The sequence below is a fragment of the Methylomonas stagni genome (genome assembly GCF_050154735.1).
In the GTDB taxonomy this organism is placed as follows: domain Bacteria; phylum Pseudomonadota; class Gammaproteobacteria; order Methylococcales; family Methylomonadaceae; genus Methylomonas; species Methylomonas koyamae_A.
The window spans coordinates 335,168-359,451 of record NZ_CP189557.1 but is presented as its reverse complement, the minus strand read 5'-3'; the positions used below and the strand labels follow the sequence as shown (position 1 = coordinate 359,451).

The 24,284-nt window shown below is 56.3% G+C and carries 21 protein-coding genes and 1 tRNA gene; 10 read left to right on the top strand and 12 right to left on the bottom strand.

The window, feature by feature from the left end; genetic code table 11:
- Positions 1–53 precede the first annotated feature (53 nt).
- Together mch and ACP4CD_RS01720 are read right to left on the bottom strand one after the other, a co-directional pair.
- Positions 54–1,037, bottom strand: coding sequence for a methenyltetrahydromethanopterin cyclohydrolase (gene mch / locus ACP4CD_RS01725; RefSeq protein ID WP_426993157.1), 984 nt, complete (start codon positions 1,035–1,037; stop codon positions 54–56).
- A 4-nt stretch (positions 1,038–1,041) separates the two neighbouring features.
- Positions 1,042–2,148, bottom strand: a complete 1,107-nt coding sequence (locus ACP4CD_RS01720; RefSeq protein WP_426993155.1) for an ATP-grasp domain-containing protein — start codon at positions 2,146–2,148, stop codon at positions 1,042–1,044.
- Between the two features lie 81 nt (positions 2,149–2,229).
- On the opposite strand from ACP4CD_RS01720, the gene ACP4CD_RS01715 reads away from it, so the two are divergent.
- Together ACP4CD_RS01715 and ACP4CD_RS01710 are read left to right on the top strand one after the other, a co-directional pair.
- Positions 2,230–2,320: transfer RNA gene (locus tag ACP4CD_RS01715), tRNA-Ser, on the top strand.
- Positions 2,321–2,905: 585 nt separating this feature from the next.
- Positions 2,906–3,040 carry a DUF1156 domain-containing protein gene (locus tag ACP4CD_RS01710; RefSeq protein WP_083385875.1) on the top strand — a complete coding sequence of 45 codons (135 nt, stop codon included), beginning with the start codon at positions 2,906–2,908 and terminating at the stop codon, positions 3,038–3,040.
- 297 nt (positions 3,041–3,337) lie between these two features.
- Here ACP4CD_RS01710 and ACP4CD_RS01705 read toward each other — a convergent pair whose 3' ends face one another.
- The 9 genes from ACP4CD_RS01705 to ACP4CD_RS01665 all read right to left on the bottom strand — a co-directional run bounded on the left by ACP4CD_RS01705 (position 3,338) and on the right by ACP4CD_RS01665 (position 12,758).
- Complete coding sequence (locus tag ACP4CD_RS01705; RefSeq protein WP_071157586.1) at positions 3,338–5,668, bottom strand: MMPL family transporter; 2,331 nt, start codon at positions 5,666–5,668, stop codon at positions 3,338–3,340.
- Positions 5,649–6,209: an outer membrane lipoprotein carrier protein LolA gene (locus ACP4CD_RS01700; RefSeq protein WP_426993154.1), complete on the bottom strand. Its 561-nt coding sequence runs from the start codon at positions 6,207–6,209 to the stop codon at positions 5,649–5,651. Before ACP4CD_RS01700 ends, ACP4CD_RS01705 begins: the two co-directional genes overlap by 20 nt.
- 8 nt (positions 6,210–6,217) lie before the next feature.
- Positions 6,218–6,649 carry an acyl-CoA thioesterase gene (locus ACP4CD_RS01695; protein ID WP_426993152.1) on the bottom strand — a complete coding sequence of 144 codons (432 nt, stop codon included), beginning with the start codon at positions 6,647–6,649 and terminating at the stop codon, positions 6,218–6,220.
- Entirely contained in the window at positions 6,642–8,171 is a 1,530-nt protein-coding gene (locus tag ACP4CD_RS01690) for an HAL/PAL/TAL family ammonia-lyase (RefSeq protein ID WP_426993150.1), read from the bottom strand. The genes ACP4CD_RS01695 and ACP4CD_RS01690 overlap by 8 nt, the downstream gene beginning before the upstream one ends.
- 42 nt (positions 8,172–8,213) lie before the next feature.
- Positions 8,214–8,978 carry an inositol monophosphatase family protein gene (locus tag ACP4CD_RS01685; RefSeq protein ID WP_426993148.1) on the bottom strand — a complete coding sequence of 255 codons (765 nt, stop codon included), beginning with the start codon at positions 8,976–8,978 and terminating at the stop codon, positions 8,214–8,216.
- A 73-nt stretch (positions 8,979–9,051) separates the two neighbouring features.
- Positions 9,052–10,344 (bottom strand): ammonium transporter, encoded by a 1,293-nt coding sequence (locus ACP4CD_RS01680; protein ID WP_426993147.1) that lies wholly within the window; start codon positions 10,342–10,344, stop codon positions 9,052–9,054.
- 129 nt (positions 10,345–10,473) lie between these two features.
- Positions 10,474–10,812 (bottom strand): P-II family nitrogen regulator, encoded by a 339-nt coding sequence (locus ACP4CD_RS01675; protein WP_064024330.1) that lies wholly within the window; start codon positions 10,810–10,812, stop codon positions 10,474–10,476.
- A 182-nt stretch (positions 10,813–10,994) separates the two neighbouring features.
- A complete protein-coding gene (locus ACP4CD_RS01670) occupies positions 10,995–12,395 on the bottom strand; it encodes an ammonium transporter (protein ID WP_064024328.1) in 1,401 nt (466 codons plus the stop codon).
- Between the two features lie 24 nt (positions 12,396–12,419).
- Entirely contained in the window at positions 12,420–12,758 is a 339-nt protein-coding gene (locus ACP4CD_RS01665) for a P-II family nitrogen regulator (protein ID WP_064024325.1), read from the bottom strand.
- A gap of 410 nt (positions 12,759–13,168) precedes the next feature.
- Here ACP4CD_RS01665 and ACP4CD_RS01660 point away from each other — a divergent pair, with 410 nt between their 5' ends.
- From ACP4CD_RS01660 to ACP4CD_RS01630, 7 genes are all read left to right on the top strand, one after another.
- A complete protein-coding gene (locus ACP4CD_RS01660; protein WP_064024323.1) occupies positions 13,169–14,491 on the top strand; it encodes a porin in 1,323 nt (440 codons plus the stop codon).
- A gap of 147 nt (positions 14,492–14,638) precedes the next feature.
- Positions 14,639–16,048: a glutamate--ammonia ligase gene (gene glnA / locus ACP4CD_RS01655; RefSeq protein WP_064024321.1), complete on the top strand. Its 1,410-nt coding sequence runs from the start codon at positions 14,639–14,641 to the stop codon at positions 16,046–16,048.
- Between the two features lie 107 nt (positions 16,049–16,155).
- Positions 16,156–16,935: an exodeoxyribonuclease III gene (locus ACP4CD_RS01650; RefSeq protein WP_426993144.1), complete on the top strand. Its 780-nt coding sequence runs from the start codon at positions 16,156–16,158 to the stop codon at positions 16,933–16,935.
- Positions 16,936–17,792: 857 nt separating this feature from the next.
- Positions 17,793–18,863 carry a nitrogen regulation protein NR(II) gene (gene glnL / locus ACP4CD_RS01645; protein WP_168029751.1) on the top strand — a complete coding sequence of 357 codons (1,071 nt, stop codon included), beginning with the start codon at positions 17,793–17,795 and terminating at the stop codon, positions 18,861–18,863.
- Positions 18,864–18,899: 36 nt separating this feature from the next.
- Complete coding sequence (gene ntrC, locus ACP4CD_RS01640) at positions 18,900–20,318, top strand: nitrogen regulation protein NR(I) (RefSeq protein ID WP_064024315.1); 1,419 nt, start codon at positions 18,900–18,902, stop codon at positions 20,316–20,318.
- Between the two features lie 141 nt (positions 20,319–20,459).
- A complete protein-coding gene (locus ACP4CD_RS01635; protein ID WP_426993142.1) occupies positions 20,460–21,710 on the top strand; it encodes a hypothetical protein in 1,251 nt (416 codons plus the stop codon).
- Between the two features lie 125 nt (positions 21,711–21,835).
- Complete coding sequence (locus tag ACP4CD_RS01630; protein WP_064024311.1) at positions 21,836–22,336, top strand: hypothetical protein; 501 nt, start codon at positions 21,836–21,838, stop codon at positions 22,334–22,336.
- Between the two features lies 1 nt (position 22,337).
- On the opposite strand, the gene ACP4CD_RS01625 is transcribed toward ACP4CD_RS01630, so the two are convergent.
- Positions 22,338–23,147: a DUF2066 domain-containing protein gene (locus tag ACP4CD_RS01625; protein WP_426993141.1), complete on the bottom strand. Its 810-nt coding sequence runs from the start codon at positions 23,145–23,147 to the stop codon at positions 22,338–22,340.
- Positions 23,148–23,225: 78 nt separating this feature from the next.
- Between ACP4CD_RS01625 and purM the strand changes: the two genes are divergently transcribed.
- Positions 23,226–24,269 carry a phosphoribosylformylglycinamidine cyclo-ligase gene (gene purM, locus ACP4CD_RS01620; RefSeq protein ID WP_426993139.1) on the top strand — a complete coding sequence of 348 codons (1,044 nt, stop codon included), beginning with the start codon at positions 23,226–23,228 and terminating at the stop codon, positions 24,267–24,269.
- Positions 24,270–24,284: the final 15 nt, after the last annotated feature.

Sequence of the window (24,284 nt, the reverse complement as noted above, 5' to 3'; positions counted from 1 at the left end):
AAAAAACGGAAACGCGGCTAGAAGCCGCGTTGGTAGAACGAAAGGAAAAACGCTTAGAAGCCGAAAGACAGGTCCAACAGCGCGTTATCCAGTTGGCCGGCCCGGAAACTTTTGCCGGAGTCGACCGCCGTGACGATCACGCTGGCCGGACTGAACAACATCGCGTCGATTTTGAAAAAATCGTATTCGTAAGCCTTGAAAATCTCGGCAAACGGTTTGCCGTAATCTTTCGACGTGGAACTGGGCAACTCTTTAGCCAGTTTTTCGGCGGCTTCGTCACTACCTTTGACGAACAAATGGACTTGACCGGCAAACAAAATCGCATCGTTGGTACGTCCCATCGCTTTGACGAAATTCGGATGCGGCGGGCAAATCGGCGCGCTACCGGAACCGTCGACGATGTTTTCCAGTGGGAAGTGCAAGGCATGAGCCTTGTGCATCGCCACTTCCAAAACCCGGCCGACAACTTGCACACCGCCGGCCAGACTACTGGTCGGCGTGACAATGATGGTCAAGGCTGACGGCGCCAGACCGCACGCGGCTGCAACCTTCTCGACGATTTCGAGCGGTGGGACCGCATCGTTTTCGATTACCAGAACCGCGCGCTCGGCGGCATCCCGATATTCCAGCTCTTTGTACAGTTCTTCGACCGGTTCGACCACGCCGTCCTTGATCTTGGTGGCAAGCGCCCGCGCCGGGCCGGAGCCTAAAGCGTAATACTTGCCGTGCGACAAACTCCATCCCGCATACTGGCTACCCAGACAGGACAACACCGGATTGGTGGCGTGAACATTGATCGTCAGTGGCCAGTGCGCGGTATAGGAACTCTGCGAGATCGTCGCGGTACCCATGCCGCCCATGCAGATCTCGGTGATGATTCGTCCGGCTTCCAAGCCGCCGGGCACATTGATGCCGGCGTCGATGATCGTGCAACCGTTTTCCAAGCGCTCGACGCCCAAGCGCAGTTTGTCGGCGTTATCCAACAACGTTTGAACCAAGGGCTGGGTGAGTTTATTGACGCTTGCCTGATATTGCATGAGATTAACGACCTGTTTCCAATAATGTTCCGAGAATATGTAACCGGCGGCGTAATTGCAGCATCGCCAGGCCCGAATTTTTACCGGCGGCCATAATACTGCATATCGGCTGGCCCGCGCCAATAAAAGCGCCGCCCGGCGGCCTGTCCGCGACCCAGTCCGGCCAGCAGAAATTGTCGGCAATACGCAGATTCCGGTCAGCGAACACGTTACGCATCGCTCTCGACATCGGTGCCGAAGCAACGGTATCCAGCGGCAACCCGCGACTTCCGCGCAGATGCGACACCAACAAATCGTCGCCGTAAAGCTGAGCGCTGGCCGACACGCGGGCATTTAGCTCCAATACCTGAAAACCGTCGGGCACCCGCATAAAATCCAGGCTGTTCAGACCGCGCAAACCGTATTCAGCCGTTAATTGGGCCACGACTGTTCGCAAGGCTTGCGCCACCTGACTCGGTATCGGCACCGAGCCGACGACACCGGCAAACACAAATTCAAAGTCCGGACCTAAATTCGCCCGCCATTGCCGATTCCATCCCACCACCAGCGCCGACTCGCCATTGGCAACGAACAACGCCGACATCGCGATGCCGTCGACGTAACGTTGCCAATACCCCTCGCCGCTCGCATCCCGCCGCTCCGACTCCATCAATCTGGCGACGCCCAAACCGCCCTCGCCTCGCCAAGGCTTGCGCAACCATTCGCCCGCCTCGGTCGGCGCCTGGAAAACAACCTGAGGATAAGGTATCGCCAGTCGCGTCAGCAACGCAAAAAAATCCCGTTTATCCTGCAACCGGCAAAAAGTATCGGCCTGGTTGCCGAGCAATCGCCAATCCCGCGCCAGCTTCATCAAACTATCCGGATGCGTTTCAAAGCCGCTCCCGTACAAGACGTCGGCAATCCGGAAGCGCCCACGGGCGTTAATTACCGCGAGCTTGATGTCGTCCCAGGCCAATGAACGCACCCGATAAGTTTGATTTGCGATTTGCCGGGTATCGTCATCGGCAAAGCAATCGACGGCGACCACCTCGAAGCCGGCCCGGACCGCCAAAGCCGCCAACATCCGCGCCGATTTTGCAATTACCAACAAACACTTAGAAAATTCCGCCACCGCGATTCGAGTCCGTATCGTCATCAAGCCGCAAAAAATACTAGATTTCGAAAAAAACTTCTGGTTAAATACGCGGCTCATGGAGAGCTGGCTGAGCGGTCGAAAGCGGCGGTCTTGAAAACCGTTGAGGGCTTATACCCCTCCTGGGGTTCGAATCCCTAGCTCTCCGCCATAATTCAATGGCTTGCGCTATACTAAACCGGCTTCACGGCCGGTTTTTTTATGCCTGAATGGGGAAACGTTTCCCTATTGATAGCCTTAGTATCCAATTTCCAGCGACTAAAAACGCCTTCCCCAGCGACCACGATGCCGGCATTGCGGCGTAACCTTTCCCGCACGCCGCGAAAATAAGCTTGGCGCCGCGTTCACGATATAGCGCCAAATCCGTTGGATAGCAGACTGTATTTGTCAATTTGCGTTGGCTACACCGGTCTAGGGGTCGGCACCCCGTCAACGATGAACTCCGTTGCCCTGTTTCTCGGTGCCGGCATGGCACGGCGTTAATAAGTCAGCTCGGCACCATTCGCCATTCTCAGGCATTTTTTGGCATTGCGGAACAGACTCGTGCATCTCTGGCAATCTCAATGATGGACAACTGGTCGCGGAAAACCATCCGCCTGATTTTGGCGTAAAAGATCATGGTTGCCACCCTCTAAGCACCTGTCTGATGTTTGGACAGGACAGGCTAATAGCCTGTGGCCCATTTTCAGCCGGAATTTACCGATCTACATAGTCAATTTTCAACCGGTATCAACATATGTTTCCAATTAAAACAAACGAAGTCGAATCGCCGCTCGATAAGATTAACGAAGCGGCAGCTCGCGAGAAATCGATTCGGCATGGGCATCTTAGTAACCCTTACCGGCAGCTAAAAGTAACGCCATTGATTTGAACAGAAAATCGACGATTTAAAGTGAAACCCCGGTTATGGTTCAGACGGCTAACTAGAGTTGGCAATCCGTCGTTATATGCCTGACGCCGAGTTTTTAGTTTCAGTCGGGAATGCGGCCGTTCGTGGTTGCTCTATCGATATATTCCATGATTGAAGCGCCGACTTGGGCGACGGAATCTAGGCGTGCAGCCAAACCCGCTCGTATTTGACCGATCGTCAAAGACTGTCGCGCGGAGTCCCAGCACTCTTTCGACTCGTCAGCTGATTCCATCGACAAAATCGGCCGAACCCAAACCGTTAAGCCCGGCGCGGCCGCGCGCTGAAACCAACCAGCGGCGCCAGTAAAAATGCGGTGGTGATGCCGACCGCCAGGGTCAGGCCAAAGGCGTGGACGATGGCGGTCGAGCTGAGCGCCAGGAGTCCGTAGGCCAGCAAGGTGCTGAAGGCGGACAGCGTGACGGCGAGTCCGGTCGAGTCGCGCCGTTCGCTGCCGGCCAGATGAAAGAACACCGCATAATCGACGCCGACTTCCAGCACCAACATCAGCGCGAACAGGTTGAACAAGGTAAACAATTCGCCGCGCCAACCCAATATCGCCAAGGCCATCGCCATTGCGACGGCCGGCACAGCCATGACCTGCAAACCGCTGCGCCAGCCCAATTTAAAGACCAGCGCGGCCAGCAACAGGCCGCACACGCCCAACAACAAGCCGGTGACCATCGCGCGGTAGCGGGCGAATAGCGCCGACATTTGCCCGGCCTGATCCACCCAGGCCACCCCTGGCAGGTTTTGCAGCGCGGCGAGGCCGGCCAGATCGGCAACGCCGCTCAATGCCACCACGCTACGGCAGGCACCAACATCGCAACCCAGCCACAGGCCGCGCTGACCGGGATCGGCGGCGGCCAGCCAATCTGCCAGCGGCAAGACCCTTGCCTCGGCGGCGACGAATTGGCGGGCTTCCTCGGCGGCGGCTTGGGTGCTGAAGCCCAAGCCCGTCATATAGGTTTTCAATCTGACGGTGTCGTACAGCGTGGTTTGCAGCAAGCGGTAATCGGCGCGCTGCCGCTCCGGATCGGGCCAAGCCGCGCTCAGTGCGTCGTAGCCCGCCAATCCGCCCTGCCCGCGAATGCCGTTTAAACCGGCCAGCAGCCGACGTTCGTTGGCGAGCCATTCTGTTTGATCGGCGCCACTGACCAGAAAAAACTGACTGTCGTGGCCGATCGCCAGCACTTGCTTGAGTTTGGCGTCGGCGGCCAGCAAACTGGTCGGAGCCGATTGCAACAGGCGCACGTCGTCCTTGGGCTGTAATTGGGACAAGCCGCCGACCAGCAAGATCGCCAGGCCTAGCGCCAGCGCGACTCGATGGCGGTTAAGCCAACCCGGCCAGATTTGCTGCCAATAACGGGTCAACCGTAACACGGCCGGCCGATGCGGCATGCGAAAGCCACCCAGCAAGCACGGAAACACCGCGACGACAGTCAGCCACGACACGATCAAACCGATCGCCGAAAACGCGGCGATTTCTCGCAAGCCCGGAAACGGCGACCAGCCCAAACCGGCGTAGCCCAGCAAGCTGGTCAACAGGCCGAAGCCGATGCCGGGCAGCACATAGGCCAAGCCCTGGCGCGGCGTCCAATCCGGCAAGCCCATGCCGTCGCAAAAAAAATGCAGCGCATAATCGACAACGACCCCGACCAGGCTGGAACCGAACACCAGCGTCAGAATATGCAGCTTGCCGAACAGTTGCAGGCTCAATACCCAGGCCGCGAACAAGCCGGCGGCGACCGCCAGGCAAGACAGCAGCAAGGGCCGTAGTCCGCGGAATGCGGCCCAGAGCAAGATCACTAAGCCTAACGTCGATCCGCCGCCGATCAGCGACATCTCCTGCTGAGCGCTATGCGAGCCATGGGCGGTAAACAACGGCATGCCGGTCGCCAGCAACTCCCCGCCCTGCTCGGCGACTTGCCCGGTCAGACGCTGGTTGAGAGCCAACAAGGTGTCCAGTTTATCCAGTTTCAGGTCGCTGTCGGGCCATTCGCCCATCAGCAGGGCCCAGTAGCGGCCGTCGCGCTTGATCAGCGGTACGCCTTGGTGCAGGCTGGCCGCCAACGGCTGCCGGGCTCGCAGATAGCGGTTGAACAGTAGCCAGGGATCGCGTTCCAAGCCGGCGGTCTGCAATTGGCCGACCGGACTGTACAGCCAGGACAGATTTTCGGCGGCGATTTTGGCAGGATCTTGGCTGAGGGTTTGCCGGGTGGCGTCGTCCAATAACTGATAGCGATAGTCAAACCAACGCCGATAGGCCGGCGCCGCGACGTCCGCCGTGCGTTCCAACGGCAGACTAGCGAATAAGCCGCTGGTCGTCAGCTCGCCGTGGACTTGCCGGATCGCGGCGACGGCTTGATCGGCGCTGGTCGCGCCGACCAGCCAAATCAGCTTGCCTTGGATTTGCCGATTCCGCGCGGCAATGGCCTCGGCCACGTCCGGGCGTTGTTCCGCGACCGGCAGCAAGGCCATGAAACCGGTTTCCAGCCAATCCCGCGACCAGTCGCGCGCCGCCTGCCAGGCCAGCGCGCTCATCGCCAGACACCAAATCAGCGCATACAGCCTAGGGCGATAAACGTTCAAATTCGGCCGCCTGTGCCGGGGTCAGTTGGGCCGGATGGCTGATGTGTTCGAAGACGGTACTGGAGCGGTTGCCGCCGCTTTCCAGTATATCGAAGCCGCGCAAGTCGCTATCGCCGGACAGTACCAGTTCGGCGACGATCTTGGCGAGCAGCGGGTCCTTGGGTAGGAACTGCAAGCGCCAACTCCGGGCCTGGACGCTGCCTTGAATCTCGAAGTCCGCCCGCAATCGAGCGAAGTCGCCGCCCAACAGTGCCGGTATCAATTGGCCGAAACTGGGCGGCAGGGCTTGCTCGCCCTGCTCGGAAATCATCCGGTCTCCGCCGATCAATACCGTCGAGGCGACCGGGCTGACGGTATTCCAGATCACGCCGCCGCTTTGGGCGTAAACGAATTCGCCTTCCGACACCAAAGGTTGTTGCAGGAAGGCCAGTTGCTTGGTTTGCCGAAAATGGCCGACCGCGATCGGCTCGGGTTGCAGTATCGCCCGGACTTGGTCCAACACGTCGTCGGCCCATGCCGGCGGCACGAGCAACATCAGCATTACCAGGCTCAGTCGGAACACGGCGACACCAAGCCCAATTTGGCGAGCAGCACCGGCGGCGATTGCCAACACAGCTCGCCGCTGTTTAAATCGACGGCCACCTGCACGCTACAGCCCTTGGTCAAGCGATCACCGCTGGCCTGGTCGAGGATCAGGTAATCAATTTTCAAGCGGTGCTCCCATTCGCTCAAACGGGCTCTGACCAGCACCCTCTGACCAAAGCGGGCCGGTTTGACGTAGCGGATGCGTATATCCACCAGCGGCCAGGCGAAGCCGGAGTCCCGCATTTGCGGATAGTTGTAGGCTATCTTGTCCAACAGCGCGCAGCGCGCCACTTCGAAATATTTGCAATAGTGGCCGTGCCAGGCCACGGCCATCATGTCGACATCGTGAAACGGGATATCGATGGCGACTTCGGCTTCCAGCACGGACTTAGTCATATAAAGACCAGCGCTGGCTGCGTATCGCGTCGAGACAGGCCCGCAATTCGCCGTCCAAGGCCCGGTCCTCGGTCAGCGGCGCGACCAGACGGCGCAGATCGGCGCAGGTGTCGCTCAACGGCTCGGACAACAGCGCGCCGCCGCGCAATTCCACGGCTTGCACGCTGGCCAGCAATGCCGCCGCCGCCACCTGCTCGGTCAATTCCACGATGCGCAAGCAGTCGCGGGCGGCAATCGTGCCCATGCTGACCTTGTCCTGGTTATGGCATTCGGTGGATCGGGAGAACACGCTGGCCGGCATCGTCAATTTCAAGGCTTCGGCAGTCCAGGCCGACGCGGCGATTTGCACGGCCTTGAAACCGTGATTGAGCGGCGCCCGTTCACCGGCCTCGCCCGCCAGATTGGCCGGCAGGCCGTGATTGAATTTGGGATCGACCAGTTGCGCCAATTGCCTGTCCAGCAAATCGGCGATGTTGGCGACGGCGGTTTTCAAGGTGTCCATCGCCAACGCGATATGGCCGCCGTAAAAATGCCCGCCGTGCAACACGTGCTCGTCGTCGGCATCAATCAGCGGATTATCGTTGGCGCTGTTCAGCTCGGTTTCTATCATTTGCCGCAACCAAGGCAAGGCGTCTTCCAACACCCCAATCACATGCGGCGCACAGCGTAGCGAATAGCGATCCTGCAAGCGGCTGTCGTTGCGCGGCATTTCGGCATGCCATTGCAAATCGGTGCGAATCCGCGCCGCGACCTTGGCCTGACCGGGATGCGGCTTGAGTTGGAACAATTTGGCGTCGAAATGGTAGGCGTTGCCTTGTATTGCGGTGACCGCCAGGCTGGTGATGCGCGCGGCCAGCCGGGACAGATATTCGGCGCGGCCGAAAGCCAGACAGGCCAGACCGGTCATCGCCGCCGTGCCGTTCATGATCGCCAAGGCTTCCTTGGGCTGGAAGGTCAGCGGTGCAATGCCCAGTTCCGCGTAGACCTCGGCAACCGGCCGGCGCCGATGTTGGTACAGCACGTCGCGCTCGCCGGCCAGCACGGCGGCCAGATAGGACAGCGGCGTCAGATCGCCGCTGGCGCCGACCGAACCTTCTTGCGGGATCAACGGCAGAATGTCGCGGCGCAGCAATAAAGTCAGGTGTTGCAATAACCGATAGCGAACGCCGGAGTAGCCCCGCGCCAAACTGGTCAGGCGGGCGACCAAAATGGCGCGGGTTTGCTCCGGATCGAAATCCTCGCCCAAACCGCAACCGTGAAAGCGGTACAAACGCACCGGCAGTTGTCCGACCAATTCGACCGGCACCGCGACGGTACACGAATCGCCGTAGCCGGTGGTGACGCCGTAGACGCAACCTTCCTCGGTCAGCAAGGTATCGACGAAACCGGCGCCGCGATCGATGCGGGCGATAAATTCCGCCGCCTCGCTCAGCACTGCGGCGGCCGTGCCGCGCGCTATACCGATCACGGCCTCGATGCTCAGCGGCGTGCCGTCGAAAATCACCGCCGCCGGTTTAGTCATCGCCAAGCACCGTCAAAAAACAGGAGTTAGTGTCGTCAGCCATTACATCAACGGCAAAAGCTGATCGAGAATTTTGCCGTTCGTGGCCAATATCTGCTTGGGAAACACGCCGGGATTGCCCTGAAAATCGGTCAGCGTGCCGCCGGCTTCTAGAACGACCAATGCCCCGCCAGCCACGTCGTACAAATTCAATTCCTGTTCCCAGAACGCATCGACCTGACCGTCGGCCACCGTGCATAAATCCAATGCCGCCGAACCCATTCGACGCTGGCCGGTGGTCGCCTGGGCGATGCGGCAGAAGCGAGGCAGGTTGTTGTCCGGCAAATACTGGCGCAAACAGGCGAAGCCGGTCGACACCATGCTGGCGGCCAGACTGGTCTCGTCGGACACCCGGATCGGCTTGCCGTTTTTCCAGGCACCTTGGCCTTTAGCCGCGCAGTAGTAGTCGTCCAGAGCCGGGCCGTACACCGCGCCGACTACCAATTCGCCGGCAATTTCCAAGGCCACGCTGACGCCCCAAAAATACTGGCCTTTCGAAAACGAATGGGTACCGTCGATCGGATCGACGATCCAGCGCTGGTTTTGGTTGGCGGTTTGGCCGCTCTCCTCGCCCCAGAAGCCGTATTCCGGCCATTTTTCGGTCAAGGCCTGTTTCAGATAATGTTCGACCGCGACATCGGCCTCGGTGACCAGATCGCGTGCGCTTTTTTTGCTGACGGCCAATTGGTCCAGATCGTTGAAATAAGTCATCGCAATCGCGCCGGCGGCGCGCACGATGGTTTCCAGTTCGGAAAGTGGGATAGGCATGAATTTCCACTGAGGTTGATGAAAACGGGCGGAGTCGGTCTCCGCCCGCTCGAGCCGGCAAACGCTGGCGTAGTTATAGATTGTGGTAACCGGTTTCTTCGTGCAGCGCGATGTCGAGACCTTCGACTTCTTCGTCTTCGCTGACCCGCAATCCGATGGTTTTGTCGAGCAGCTTCAAAACCAGATAGCTGAACGCGGCGCTCCAAACGATGGTCACCAACACCGCCAGCGCTTGCACGCCGACTTGCTCGGCGATGCTGACACCGTTCAGCCCCAAGCCGCCGAAACTTTCCGCCGCGAACACACCGGTCAAAATGGAGCCGACGCAGCCGCCGACGCCATGCACCGGAAACACGTCCAGCGAATCGTCGATTTTCAAGCCACGCTTGACGTATTGCGTCGCATAAAAGCAAACGATACCGGCAACAATGCCGATGACCAGACCGCCGATCGGACCGACAAAACCCGAAGCCGGCGTAATGGTGCCTAAACCGGCCACCATGCCGGTGACGATGCCCAACACACTGGGTTTGCCGAAGCGGCGCCATTCGATGGTCATCCAGGTCAGCGAACCGGCGGCGGCGGCGATATGAGTCACCGCGATCGCCATGCCGGCGCTACCGTCGGCCTTCAGGGCGCTGCCGCCGTTGAAGCCAAACCAGCCGAACCACAGCATGCCGGCGCCGGTGACGACCATCGTCATGTTATGCGGCGGCATGGCCACGGTCGGAAAACCTTTCCGGTTGCCGATAACCAAGGCCGAGACCAGGGACGCCACGCCGGCGTTGACGTGAATCACGATCCCGCCGGCGAAGTCCTTGGCACCCAGCGCGGCCAGCCAGCCGTTACCCCACATCCAATGGCAAATCGGCATATAGACGACGATCAGCCATAAAGCGCTGAACCAGAGCATCGCCGAAAACTTCATCCGTTCGGCGAACGCGCCGACGATCAAGGCCGGCGTGATAATCGCGAAGGTCATTTGAAACATGAAATACACGGTTTCCGGAATATCGCCGATCAAATTAGCGATACCCATGTCCGGCAGGAACAATTTGCTCGTGCCACCCAGCCACGGTTGCCAGTCGCCGCCGTCGGCGAATACCAGACTGTACACGCCTGCCAACCATAACAACGACACCAGACAAGTAATTGCAAAACACTGCATCAAAACCGATAGCACGTTTTTGCTACGGACCAAGCCGCCGTAAAATAGCGACAAGCCGGGTATCGTCATGAACAACACCAGAGCGGTGGATGTAAGCACCCAGGCGGTGTTGGCTTGATTGATGCCCTCCGCGCACGCGGCGGCGGGCCAGATGAACAACGGTGCTGTGAGTGCGAAGACTCTTTTTGTTATTGTCATTTTTGTTGAATTTTTGCTAGGTCAATTTTTGGAGAACCAGAAACGACAAAATCGCCCTGGCCCGCGAATCGTCTTCGCGAACCAGGGCGATTGAAATGTTCGCCCAGCAATAAAACCCGCTGGGAAAATCTAAATCGCGTCTTCCCCGGTTTCTCCGGTTCTGATTCGGATAATTTGTTCGAGACTGCTGACGAAGATCTTGCCGTCGCCGATTTTTCCGGTGTTGGCGGCTTTGACGATCGCCTCGACGGCCCGGTCGACCACATTGTCGGCCACGGCTATCTCCAGCTTCACTTTGGGCAAGAAATCAACCACATATTCGGCACCCCGATAAAGCTCGGTGTGGCCTTTTTGCCGTCCAAAACCTTTGACCTCGGTGGCGGTCACGCCGGCCACGCCGATCTCGGACAAGGCTTCCCTGACGTCGTCCAGTTTGAACGGTTTGATAATCGCTGTAATGAGTTTCATGCTATCCCCAAATTCGAATGAATAATTTGCTGTGTCGGAAGGCTACCGCCAATCATAAATAATTCCAGGCTAACCTACAATTTACCGGCTCAAGCACCGGAAAGGTGCTTTTAATGATAGCAAAAACGGACCGCCCTGACCGACGGTCCGTTTTTTCCTTGATAATCAGCAATCTCGATAGCTTAAATGTGATAAGCCGTTTCGCCGTGCTCGGTCACGTCCAAACCTTCGCGCTCGGTCGCTTCGTTGACGCGCAGACCCACCGCCACGTCGGCGATTTTGAATGCCACGAACGATGCAATGCCGGACCAGACAATCGCGACACCCACGCCCCAGGCTTGGCTGGTGACTTGCGTCAACATGTCGTATTCCGCTACCGCGTTGGCGACATAATCCCACACGCCGGTACCGCCCAGTGCCGGGCTGGCGACAATGCCGGTCCCCAAGGCGCCGACGATGCCGCCAACACCGTGTACGCCGAAGGCGTCCAACGAGTCGTCATAGTTCAGCGCATGTTTCAAGCGAGTCACCGACCAGAAGCACACCGCACCGACGACGAAGCCCAGCGCGATGGAGCCCATCGGCCCCGCCCAACCGCAAGCCGGGGTAATGGCAACCAGACCGGCAACCGCACCCGAAGTCGCGCCCAACATGCTGGGCTTGCCGCGCACCAGCCATTCCATGACCATCCAGGACAAGGTCGCGGCCGCGGCAGCCAGCAGCGTGTTAACGAAAACCAATGCGGCCAGACCGTTGGCTTCCAAGTTGGAACCGGCGTTGAAACCGAACCAACCGATCCACAGCAACGAAGCGCCGATCATGTTCATCGTTACGCTATGCGGCGCGATGAATTCCTTGCCATAGCCGATGCGTTTGCCGATCAGCAGACAGCCGACCAAACCGGCCATGCCGGCGTTGATATGCACAACGGTGCCGCCTGCGAAGTCCAGCGCGCCTTTTTGGAACAAGAAACCGGCCGTTGCTCCCGCTGCTTCGGCTGCGGTCGCGTCTGTATATGCGTCCGGACCGGCCCAGTACCAAACCATGTGCGCCATCGGTAAATAACAAATGCTGAACCAGATTACCGTAAACAACAGCACCGCCGAGAACTTCACGCGCTCGGCGAAGGCGCCGATTATTAGCGCCGGAGTAATCGCCGAAAAGGTCAGCTGAAAAGCGACATAAATGTATTCCGGCACGTACACGCCCTTGCTAAAGGTCGCCGCCATCGAATCCGGCGTGATACCGGACAGAAAGGCCTTGCTGAAACCGCCAAAAAACGCGTTGCCTTCGGTAAACGCCACGCTATACCCGTAAACCGCCCACAAAATGGCCGATAACGAAAAGATCACGAACACTTGCATCAGAATCGACAACATATTTTTGGCTCGCACCATGCCGCCGTAAAACAATGCCAAACCGGGAATGACCATCAACGCGACCAATACCGTGGCAACGATCATCCAGGCAGTATCGCCCTTGTTCACGGTGGCTTGAACGGCCGGTGCCGCCGCTTCTTCCGCGCCGGCGATCCCCGAGAAGCCCAACAGCGCCAACAGCGCCATGCCTGCTACATATCTCATTTGCTTAGTCCCCATGGTCTAGGTTTAAAGTGCTTCTTCGCCGGATTCGCCGGTTCTGATCCGGACGACCTGCTCCAAATTAGTCACGAAAATCTTGCCGTCGCCGATCTTTCCGGTATTGGCGACTTTTACGATGGCTTCCACCGCCTGATCCAGCAACGCGTCGGCCACTGCCACCTCGATTTTGGCCTTGGGCAGAAAATCCACGACGTATTCAGCGCCGCGATACAGTTCGGTGTGGCCTTTTTGCCTGCCGAATCCCTTAACCTCGGTTACCGTCACACCGGAAACGCCGATATCCGATAACGCTTCCCGCACGTCATCGAGCTTGAACGGTTTTACAACCGCTGTTATCAGTTTCATAGTTCAACACCTCGTTGCTTGAGTTAGTAAATTCCCAACTCAGCCAAAGCAGAATACATGCCAGTATTTATATCCATGTTTTTTAAGCATAATTTGCTTAAAACATTAAAATCCCTCAGAGAATCGCACCCAGATGGTGCGAAGGTTAATGTAGCGCACCATTTCCAAACAAATGCTCACTAAAAATGTTAAGCAAACACGCTAAGTGGCGCTAAACTAAGCATTAGCTTGCAGGACCGCTATCGCGACCACCCAAGCACCACGACAGTGCAAACAACGATTTTTGCACCAAATCCACTCAAAAATACCTGGCCAACGCCCGCTATCTCCTTGATTTCCAAAGCATGAGACTTGGCCTAAAAACTGCTTAATAAACTTTCGAGTACCAACTAGAAAAGGGGAATACCATCATGAAACACCACTTCCAATCTCGCCGAACTTACGTTGCTGGCATTTTGGCGCTATGCAGCGCTTCGGCCGGCGCCGAGAGCTGGACGGAAGCCTCCGGCCTGCTCGGAGCCGCGGGCATAGACCCGAATGAAGCTAAATTCATGAAAGATCACAATCTGAAAATCGGCGGTTGGCTGGAAACCAGTGTCGGCGCAAACATGAGCGGCAGCCATGGCGACGGCTTCAACGGTCCGGTCACGTTTAACGACCGTACCGGCGAAGTTCAACTGAATCAACTGTATCTTTATCTGCAAAAAGCAGTCACCGTAAGCGGCGACAGCTTCGATATCGGCGGCAGAGTGGACTTCATGTACGGCACCGATGCCATTTTTACGCAAGCGTACGGCACTGCCGCCGCGGACAACCGCGGCAATTGGGACCTGTATCTCACCGAACGCGGCGAGCGCTTTTATAGCATTGCCCTGCCGCAAGCCTATGCGGAATTGAACCTGCCATTCGGTAACGGCGTTGATGTGAAAATCGGTCACTTTTACACCATCATCGGTTATGAAGTGGTCACATCACCGGACAACTTTTTCGTCACCAAGCCTTACACGATGCAATATGGCGAACCGTTCACCCACACCGGCGTGTTGGCTAGCTATGCCATCAACAGTAATTGGAGCGTATCCGGTGGCGCGGTCACCGGCAGCCAGACCGGTGGCTGGGACGGTAATTTCGATAGAGGACTCGGTAACTGGGCTTGGCTGGGTGGCGTCACTTGGACCAGCGACGACGCAGGCACCTCGCTAGCAGTAACTTCAACAGCCGGCCATCAAGCGGAAAATAACAGCTCGGCGTGGTCCATGTATAGCGTCGTCGGCAAACACAACTTCACCGATAAACTGCACTACATCATCCAGCACGATCACGGCTTCGCCGACAACGTTGCCGCGGCAACCGGACCAGACGCGGAGTGGTACGGCATCAACCAGTACCTGATCTACGACGTAAATGACAAGCTTTCCGGCGGCCTGCGCGCGGAATGGTTCCGCGACCACAACGGTTTCCGGGTTAACGGACCGGGCCGCTGCTACGCCGCTTCAAGCAATTTGGGCTCAGCTAACTTTGCATGCCCGAACGGCCCTTACGCCAACGGCAATTACACCTACGAAGGCAGCGGCTACTACGCAGTTACAGCCGGCCTGAGTTACAAACCCGCCAAATGGTTGAACTTGCGTCCAAACATTCGCTACGACTTCACCGATAAAACAAAGGCCTTCGACAACGGCCAAGGCCGCAATCAGTTGCTTTTCACAGCGGACGTAGTGGTTACGTTCTAATTGCGACCGATTAGATATTAAGATCAGCTTCCGAGACCAACCCTCTCGGAAGCTTTGATTTTTATAGCTCTTACTACCATTTGATGCTATCGTAGCTAGCCTTTTACAACCCAAACAAAATAACTATCCACTAGGAGAATTTGGCCGATGTCAGTAGATCACGTACTCAAATTAATCCAAGAAAACGACGTTAAATTCGTCGATTTCCGTTTTTGCGACACTCGCGGCAAAGAGCAGCACGTCACCTTCCCTGCGCACACCATCGACGAAGACACTTTCGAAGAAGGCAATATGTTTGACGGTTCGTCAATCGCGGGCTGGAAACACATCAACGAATCGGACATGATTCTGATGCCGGACGCCAGCACTGCTAAAATCGACCCCTTCTTCGACGACAAAACCCTGATCTTGCGTTGCGACATTATCGAACCTAAGGACATGCAAGGTTACGCGCGCGATCCGCGCTCGATTGCAAAACGCGCCGAAGCCTATATGCAGTCCACCGGCATCGCAGACACCGCGCTGTTTGGTCCTGAAAACGAATTCTTCATTTTCGACGACGTACGTTGGAGCACCGGCATGGGCGGCTGCTCTTATCAAATCGACTCCGAGGAAGCCGGCTGGAACTCGGCGAAAGTCTACGAAAACGGCAACATTGGCCATCGCCCTGGTATCAAAGGCGGCTACTTCCCGGTTCCGCCGGTCGACTCTTTCCAAGACATGCGTTCGGCTATGTGTTTGGTTCTGGAAGAAATGGGCCAAACCGTCGAAGTCCACCACCATGAAGTAGCGACTGCGGGTCAGTGCGAAATCGGCGCTAAATTCAACACGCTGGTTAAAAAAGCCGACGAAGTGTTGGAACTGAAATACGTGGTCGCCAATATCGCCCACGCTTACGGCAAAACCGCGACCTTCATGCCGAAACCGCTGGTCGGGGACAACGGTAGCGGCATGCACGTTCACCAATCGCTGGCGAAAGGCGGTGTTAACCTGTTTACCGGCAATCTGTACGGCGGCCTGTCCGAAACCGCGCTGTATTATATCGGCGGCATCATCAAACACGCTAAAGCCTTGAACGCGATCACCAACGCTTCAACCAACAGTTACAAACGTCTGGTTCCAGGATTCGAAGCGCCGGTTATGTTGGCTTACTCCGCTCGCAACCGTTCGGCTTCGATCCGTATTCCGTACGTTAACAACCCTAAAGGTCGTCGTATCGAAGTACGTTTCCCGGACTCAACCGCTAACCCTTACTTGGCATTCTCCGCCATGTTGATGGCCGGTCTTGACGGTATCCAAAACAAAATTCACCCAGGTGAAGCGATGGATAAAGACTTGTACGACTTGCCGCCGGAAGAGGAAAAAGCCATTCCGCAAGTCTCGTTCTCTCTGGACGAAGCATTAGCCGCACTGGATGCCGACCGCGAGTTCCTGACCCGGGGCGGCGTTTTCACCGACGACGTCATCGACGGCTACATCGAGCTGAAAAAACAAGACGTTACCCGTCTGCGCATGAGCACTCACCCTGTTGAGCTGGACATGTACTACAGCTTGTAAGAGGTAGGACTGTTTCTGACAGTCCCGCACCTTTCCAGAACCCCGCAAGTTGCAAAGCTTCGCGGGGTTTTTTGTTTCGACAGACCCTTCAACTATTTGAACGTCTTATGCGGATCATTTCGATCAACCTTAACGGCATTCGCTCCGCCGACCGCAAAGGCTTTTATGATTGGCTATACGCGCAAAATGCCGACTTTGTATGCTTGCAGGAGTTAAAGGCTCAAGCCGCCGACCTAACAGCAACCATGGCGAATCCCACCGGATATCACGGTTATTTTCATTACGCGGAGAAAAAAGGTTACAGCGGCGTTGGCATCTACAGCAAACTTCCCGCTGAAACGATCATCACCGGCCTTGGCTACGCCGATATTGACAGCGAAGGCCGTTATCTGGAAATCCGAGTCAAAAACCTGTCCGTGATTTCACTCTATTTGCCCTCGGGATCGAGCGGCGAACAACGCCAAGCGATCAAATTCAGCGTTATGGACCGCTTATACCCCCATTTGGCGCAACTTCGGGCCAGCGGGCGACACGTTATCGTCTGTGGCGACTGGAATATCGCTCATCAGGCCATCGATTTGAAAAACTGGAGAGGCAATCAAAAGAACTCCGGCTTCCTTCCCGAAGAAAGGGCCTGGATCGGAAAGATTCTTGGCGAGCAAGGTTGGGTCGACGTCCACCGATACTTGGAACCCGACGCTACCGAGTCCTGCTATACATGGTGGAGCAATCGCGGCCAAGCTTGGACTAAAAACGTAGGTTGGCGCATCGATTACCAGATTGCCACTCCAACGCTGGCAAATACCGCCAGTAAGGTCTCGGTCTACAAACTCGAACGCTTCAGCGATCACGCACCCCTGATTGTCGATTATGCACTCGCGCTTTGAAGCCACGCGGACATCCGGCTGACACCTGCTTTGTTAGACCGGGCGGCCCACAATTAAAACGATCGCCAGAACGAACCACGTTGGTGCATTGCTCAACCTATTACGCACTAAACAAGCTCGGCCGATGCCAGGCGTTCGTCTCTAAAGGTAGCTAGTGGGGCGACTGTTTGTTTAGCTTTAGTAGGGAGATACCCGAGCCGATGGTGGCTTACCGCATTTTCGCGTCGACGGCGGCCATTTAGTGTTATAACCCAAACCAACGCACCAAAATTGTGCTTTTTGGCTAATTCGGAATTTCCGTTCGCGCTTCGCCGCAACGAACTCGGCAACATTAGCATTGCCCTTGAGCTTCAGCACCACTGTCACTAGACTCGTTGAATTTAGCGGGTCCTAATCACCAACAATGTAGAGACCGGCGAAGACAGCAGTTGTTAAGGATTCACCCTGATTTCAAGCCATCGAAGATCCCGCGATTTGCAGAAAACCGCGCTAAATTGCAAATCGTCCCTGAGTTTTGGTTAGCAAATCACCGCAACAAATGGTTGGGTACAAGTTATTTAGGGATTTGACCTTGCACTTCTCAACTGCTCGAGCTTAGCGGTCTTTGCCTATCCGTTGCAAAGTCGATTTCGATCCCAGACACCCGAGAGCAAAAAACGCTGGTATTTGGTGCGCAAGCGACGCCGGTATTTAATGAATATCGACCACATTAACGGGCCGATAAACTCCTCAAACGCAATACTTGGAACCCATGCACCACTTGGCCACTCACCTGATCATTACCCTCACATTCTTGATCCGGATATGGCTCGTATATTGCTGTATAAACGTAGCCGACAGGAGAATCCAATAACACCGTGTACAAAAAAATCCTCGATCACCTGAACGAAGCCATCCTGATGTTCGACAGGGATTTACTGCTGACCTACATTAATCCGGCCGGCGAAATGCTGTTCGCCGATAGCGCTAAGCATTTGCTCGGCAATCCGGCCCAGAAGCTTTTTAAAATCGGACATCACGGCTTGTTTACCGATTTGATGCAGCGCCTACATCAGCACGAACCGTTGGTTGACAGAGAATTGATACTGGAGCGGATGAGCCAATCGATCACCGTCAATCTTAGTGCCACGCCGTTACTGGAAGACGGTCAGTTGAACGAAATCCTGATCGAGCTTCAGCAAGTCGACAGGCATTTACGTATTACCAAAGAGGAGCAACTGCTGGCGCAGCAAAATACCAGCCGGATGTTGGTGCGCGGACTGGCGCACGAAATCAAGAACCCGCTGGGCGGACTTCGCGGCGCGGCTCAACTGCTGGATTTGGAATTGCACGACCCGGAACTGAAGGAATATACCCAGATCATCATTGCCGAATCGGACCGTTTGCAAGAGCTTATGGACAAGATGCTGGGACCCAATAAACCGGCCCATAAAAGTTTGTTGAACATCCACGAAATATTGGAGCGTGTTCGTCAGCTGGTCGCCGTGGAAGCAGGTAATAACATCAGCCTGGAAACCGATTACGACCCCAGCATTCCCGAACTGTTCGCCGACAAAAACCAGTTGATCCAGGCCCTGCTGAACATCGTCCGCAACGCCATTCAAGCGATTCAGACCTCGGGCCGAATCACATTGAAAACCCGGATTCGCCGCCACATGACGATAGGCCGTAAACGCTACCGGCTGGCGGTGAAGATCGACGTCATCGACAACGGCCCGGGCATCAAACCCGAGTTAATGGGACAGATTTTTTACCCGATGATTACCGGACGGGCCGAAGGTACCGGCTTGGGCCTGTCCATCGCCCAATCGTTGATTAACCAACACAGCGGCTTAATCGAATGCGAAAGCGAGCCGGGCAATACCGTATTCTCTATTTATTTACCGTTAGCCGATAATCTTGGCAAAAAAGCATCGAATCGAAATTGATGCCATCATCTTAATATTGAGTTTTGGAGAAATCTCATGCCACTGCCAGATAAGGTCTGGATTGTCGATGACGACAAATCGATACGTTGGGTGTTGGAAAAAGCCCTGCAAAAGGCCAGCATCGTCACGCGCTGCTTCGCCAACGCCGCCGATTTGTTGAAAGAGCTATCCAAGGAATTGCCGCATGTTTTGATTACCGATATCCGCATGCCGGGCATGGACGGCTTCGAACTGTTGCGCAAGGTACAGCACGACCATCCTAATCTGCCGGTCATCATCATGACGGCGCATTCGGATTTGGAAAGCGCGGTATCGGCCTTTCACGGCGGTGCATTCGAGTATTTACCCAAGCCGTTCGATGTCAACGAAGTGGTCGAGACGGTACAACGCGCTTGCATTCACAGCAAGCAGTTGCAAAACGACGTCGCTCAAGAGCCTCCAGTCAACGAAGAGACCCCTGAGATCATCGGTGAAGCGCCTGCGATGCAGGAAGTGTTCCGAGCCATAGGCAGACTCGCGCGCTCGCACATCACCGTCTTGATCAACGGCGAATCCGGCACGGGCAAGGAACTGGTCGCTCGGGCTTTACACCGGCACAGTCCACGCGCCGAGCAGCCTTTCATCGCGCTGAATATGGCGGCGATTCCGAAAGACCTGATGGAATCGGAACTCTTCGGCCACGAAAAAGGCGCGTTTACCGGAGCCCAGGCCCGGCGCATCGGCCGTTTCGAGCAAGCCAATCACGGCACGTTGTTTCTCGATGAAATCGGCGACATGCCCGCCGATATGCAAACCCGTTTGCTACGGGTATTGGCGGACAACGAATTTTATCCGGTCGGCGCGCATTCGCCGGTTAAGGTCAATGTCCGTATCATTGCCGCCACCCACCAAAATTTGGAGTTATTGGTTGCCCAGGGACGCTTTCGCGAGGATTTATTTCACCGGCTGAACGTTATCCGCATCCACATCCCACCACTGCGTGAACGTCGGCAGGACATCGGCTTGTTGATGCGGCATTTTCTATACCAAAGCGCCAAGGAACTGGGTACTGAGGTCAAATCCTTGAAACCCGAGGCGGAGGCCTTCCTAAGTAATTTGAAGTGGCCCGGCAATGTCCGTCAACTGGAAAACACCTGCCGCTGGTTGACGGTCATGGCATCGGGCCGCGAAATTCATATCGAGGATTTGCCGCCAGAACTGATGCAAACCGCTACCGAGACCGCCGGCGAAGTCGAGCGAGGTGACTGGGAGAGCCAGTTTCGTTCCTGGGTCAAGCAACAACTCAACGCCGGCAAGGTCGACATCGCCAAGCAAGCCATTCCTTCGGTGGAAACCCTGCTGATCGAATCGGCGCTGACTCACACCCACGGCCGCAAACACGAAGCGGCTCAATTGCTAGGATACGGCCGCAATACGCTGACCCGAAAAATCAAGGAATTGGACATCAAGGAATAATTCGCTTCCCGCGTCCGGGCGCCCCGTTTACAGGGTCGCCCACCCTTCCCTACCAGGAATTTTTATCCGTTTAAATGTCGTCGGTGTATACTCCGCCCGATCGATCAACCTCTAGCCACTTATAAAAAAGGTTCACAGCACATGGCGGACAAAACGGCAAGTAAATACCTGATAAACCTAGAAAAACAATTCGCGGCAGCCGACCCGGTCCTGCAAAAAACCGCAAGATTGTTCCAGGAATTGGACCAAATCGAATTCGACATGGGGCTGATCGACTCTGAGGAAAGCACCGCCCGCAAAACCACTTGGTGGCCGGTTATCAGTACGCTGGGTGGTTACTCACCGGCCAAATCGGACTTCCTGGCCCGATACCTCAACTCGCCGCTGCACACCGTTCGCCACAAATTCACAGTCTTGCAATACACGCCGCAAGCCGCCGGCGCCACGCTGCCGGGTACCGCGCTGGACGCCGATCACCGCCTGCCCTTTTACAGAATCGGCCAAGCCATGGAACAAGTCCTGCCCGGCGAGGGCGGCAAACTCAATGGCCATCTGGAGCTGGTGACGGTCAATAGCTCTAAATTGAAAGGCAAGCTGGTTATCGACACGCCGGTGCTGAGCAATACCACCGAAAATGCCGTCACCGCGATGCTGCGCAAATACGTACTGGATATTTCCGATCTGGTACTGGTGTTCACCGACCTGTTCGAAGCCGATGCCGAGCTGAACAAGGCCGCTCTGACCGAAATCGTTGCTCAGCAAGATTCCAATAAATTCGTATTCGTGATCGATCACTCCGAAATCGGCCTGGACCCCGCCAAAAGCCAGGATATCGCCAATGCTTGGCAACGCCGCTTGGCCGAACTGGGCATACACACCGGCCAGTTCGTGGTGTTGAGCCAAAACAGCGACGGCGCCGCGCTCGACCAGCGTATCGCCAACTTGGCAAGCGACCGTTCCTACCGGGTATTGGCCACCCTGCAGGATAGCATCCGAGCCATCGACGATGTGATTCTGCCGGAAGTCGAAGCCTCGCTGACCACTTGGAAAGAACGCTGCAACGCGACGACGCTGATCGTGCTCGGCTTCATCATCATGCTGGCGCTGTTCGCCGAAATCGCCGTCGGCATTCTGGAACTGATCTTCGACCCCATTATCGGCCCGGCTATCGCCATCGCGCTGATCGCGCTGCTGACTCCGATGCATCTGATCGTCAGCCGAGTACACGCCAAGTTCATCGTTAAACAATTGCACAAACGCCAAAAACAATTGAATCTGACCGAAGATCTGGCGGCACTATTCGAAAAGAGCCAAAGCTTCTGGCGCATGCTGTTACCGATCACCGATCCGGTCGGCAAAAACAAAAAAACCGCAAGAAGCTGGCCGGTTTGATCGAGCAAAGCAAGGATCTGGTACAGGCGCTGAACGACCAATTTAGCCATACCCAGCAGGAGTATCGGCACGACTTGGACGCCTACGCCTTCGAGGAACGCTAAACCCGCCACGGTCCCGCCGCCATGGAACTGATCAGATACTATCTCCCGCTGTGCTGGCTCAATGTTTCCGCGCTGGAACTGCCCAGTTCGACACGCTTTTTCAAGTACAACATTTATTTCTATTTCGGCATGGTGTTTTTCATCAAATTCAACATGTCGGACGACTTGGAAACTGTCTTCGAAGTCCTGATCGAAACCGGGCTGACCTTGGGATTTATCGCGTTAGTCCTGGGTTTGAACGGTACTTTTCGCACTTACGTTCAGGTAGCCAGCGCCATCTTGTTCTGCGAAAACCTGGTAGGCATTTTTCTGGTACCCATCGTATTTTGGGTCACTGTCGCCGAGGACGCGCTGAGCTATTCGGCGTTGGCGGTATTTTTCCTCTGGGATATGCTGATGATCGCCCAAATCTTTAAGGACGTGTTGCTGATCAACCGGCCGGCGTCGCTGGTGATGTCACTGTTCTATTTTCTGTCCAGTTACGGCGGCGCTTACGGGATTTACAGCCTAATAGCCGGCTGACTCAAGGCTTCACGCCGTAATAATTGGAAAGCACATCGTAAGCCCCCTGGGCGGCGGCTACCGCCGTCGCTTTCAACGGCTGACAAGGACTGTTCCACTGTTTGATCTTGCCGTCGAAATAAAACGCCCACTCGCCCTGCCAGCATTCGCCTTTTTCGACGATGCGCCCCGCCATGACCGATGTCACTTCATAACGAGCCGAAGCCGCCAACAAACCGCGAGAGTCGGCGCTCAACACTTGGCTGACCGTGATTCTTTGTTGTTCCTCCAGGTCCAGCATCGGAAAAATCATCGGAATGCCTTTGACCTTCGCCGCGAACGCCAGCGCACTCTCCAGCTCCGGCATGGTATCCGCGTTGTAAAACTGACGATTGCCGCCCTGATCGACGACTAGCCACACCAACGTTTCCGGGCGGATCTCGCTCCAGATACCGACATGGCTATCGCGCATCACTTGCATCACCTGATCCTCATCGAACTCGATCCGCGCCAAACGGGCCTCGGTATCCGGCGATTCGTCCGCGGAAATCAGCGAAAATTGGAATTGCTTGACATAGTTCTGCGCGCCAGTCAGCGCCTGTTGCACCGCCGGAATCTTGGAAATATCTTCGGACACCAGCACGCGGCTCAATACAGCGTACAAGCCTTGCTTGATCACCTGTGTCCTATCCTCGGCGGATTGACCACGCGCCACCAACTCGATCTCGTACAAGCCCTTAACCTCGACCGCTTCGGCAAACGGCACAGCCAGTAGACCCGTTAAAACCATGGCCACCGCGGCCCGTCCGGCCTTCTTAAATGCTTCGCTCACTAGCCCACCCTGACAATGTCACATTTCGAATATAGTACAATATCGGTCGATTCCATCTTAACTTTAAAGAGGCCAACCTTGAGCGAACAACCCACTGACCGCCTGGATTACAAAAGCGCCGGCGTCGATATCGAAGCCGGAAACGCCTTGGTCGATCGCATCAAACCCATCGCCGCCAAAACCCGCAACGCCGGCGTGATGGCGGGGCTGGGCGGCTTCGGTTCGCTGTTCGAACTGCCGCTGGACCGCTATCAACAGCCGGTGCTGGTTTCCGGCACCGACGGCGTCGGCACCAAATTGAAATTGGCGCTGGACACCGGCATTCACAACTCGGTCGGCATCGATCTGGTCGCGATGTGCGTCAACGATATTATCGTGCAAGGCGCCGAACCGCTGTTTTTCCTGGATTATTTCGCGACCGGCAAACTCGACGTCGATACCGCCGCCAGCGTGATCGAAGGCATAGGCCTGGGTTGCGAGCAGGCCGGCGCGGCGCTGGTCGGCGGCGAAACCGCCGAAATGCCCGGCATGTACGCTGACGGCGATTACGATTTAGCCGGCTTCTGCGTCGGCATCGTCGAAAAGTCCCGCATCATCGACGGTAGCCAAGTCCAAGCCGGCGACAAATTGATCGCGCTGGCCTCGTCCGGCCCACATTCCAACGGCTATTCGCTGATCCGCAAAATCGTCGCGCGTAGCGGCTTGACCTGGACCGACACCGTCAACGGCAAACCGCTGGGCGAAACGCTGCTGACGCCGACCCGCATCTACGTCAAACCCTTGCTCGAATTACTGAAGTCCGTCCCTGTACATGCGATGGCGCATATTACCGGCGGCGGCATTACCGAAAACCTGCCTAGAGTTTTGCCGAACGGTCTGAATGCCTCAATCGATCTGGCTAGCTGGCATTTCCCGGCGATTTTTCAATGGTTGCAACAACAAGGCAACGTAGCGCTGGAGGATATGCTGGTCACCTTCAACTGCGGGGTCGGCATGATCGTTTGCGTGGCGGCGGCCGACGAAGCCGCGACCTTGGAAATTCTCGGCCGGCAAGGCGAAACCGCGTTTACGATCGGTGAAATCGTCGCCGGCGACGGCAAGCCCGGCGTCGTTTACCGCTAACCTCGCCATCGGCCG

Bases quoted from the DNA above. Each gene is read 5' to 3' on its own strand.
- ntrC (WP_064024315.1), top strand. From the start codon at position 18,900: ATGCCACTGCCAGATAAGGTCTGGATTGTCGATGACGACAAATCGATA.
- mch (WP_426993157.1), bottom strand. From the start codon at position 1,037: ATGCAATATCAGGCAAGCGTCAATAAACTCACCCAGCCCTTGGTTCAA.
- ACP4CD_RS01635 (WP_426993142.1), top strand. From the start codon at position 20,460: ATGGCGGACAAAACGGCAAGTAAATACCTGATAAACCTAGAAAAACAA.
- ACP4CD_RS01700 (WP_426993154.1), bottom strand. From the start codon at position 6,209: ATGCTGATGTTGCTCGTGCCGCCGGCATGGGCCGACGACGTGTTGGAC.
- ACP4CD_RS01685 (WP_426993148.1), bottom strand. From the start codon at position 8,978: ATGCCTATCCCACTTTCCGAACTGGAAACCATCGTGCGCGCCGCCGGC.
- ACP4CD_RS01670 (WP_064024328.1), bottom strand. From the start codon at position 12,395: ATGAGATATGTAGCAGGCATGGCGCTGTTGGCGCTGTTGGGCTTCTCG.
- ACP4CD_RS01710 (WP_083385875.1), top strand. From the start codon at position 2,906: ATGTTTCCAATTAAAACAAACGAAGTCGAATCGCCGCTCGATAAGATT.
- glnA (WP_064024321.1), top strand. From the start codon at position 14,639: ATGTCAGTAGATCACGTACTCAAATTAATCCAAGAAAACGACGTTAAA.
- ACP4CD_RS01650 (WP_426993144.1), top strand. From the start codon at position 16,156: ATGCGGATCATTTCGATCAACCTTAACGGCATTCGCTCCGCCGACCGC.
- ACP4CD_RS01695 (WP_426993152.1), bottom strand. From the start codon at position 6,649: ATGACTAAGTCCGTGCTGGAAGCCGAAGTCGCCATCGATATCCCGTTT.
- ACP4CD_RS01665 (WP_064024325.1), bottom strand. From the start codon at position 12,758: ATGAAACTGATAACAGCGGTTGTAAAACCGTTCAAGCTCGATGACGTG.
- ACP4CD_RS01660 (WP_064024323.1), top strand. From the start codon at position 13,169: ATGAAACACCACTTCCAATCTCGCCGAACTTACGTTGCTGGCATTTTG.
- ACP4CD_RS01690 (WP_426993150.1), bottom strand. From the start codon at position 8,171: ATGACTAAACCGGCGGCGGTGATTTTCGACGGCACGCCGCTGAGCATC.
- ACP4CD_RS01630 (WP_064024311.1), top strand. From the start codon at position 21,836: ATGGAACTGATCAGATACTATCTCCCGCTGTGCTGGCTCAATGTTTCC.
- ACP4CD_RS01680 (WP_426993147.1), bottom strand. From the start codon at position 10,344: ATGACAATAACAAAAAGAGTCTTCGCACTCACAGCACCGTTGTTCATC.
- ACP4CD_RS01675 (WP_064024330.1), bottom strand. From the start codon at position 10,812: ATGAAACTCATTACAGCGATTATCAAACCGTTCAAACTGGACGACGTC.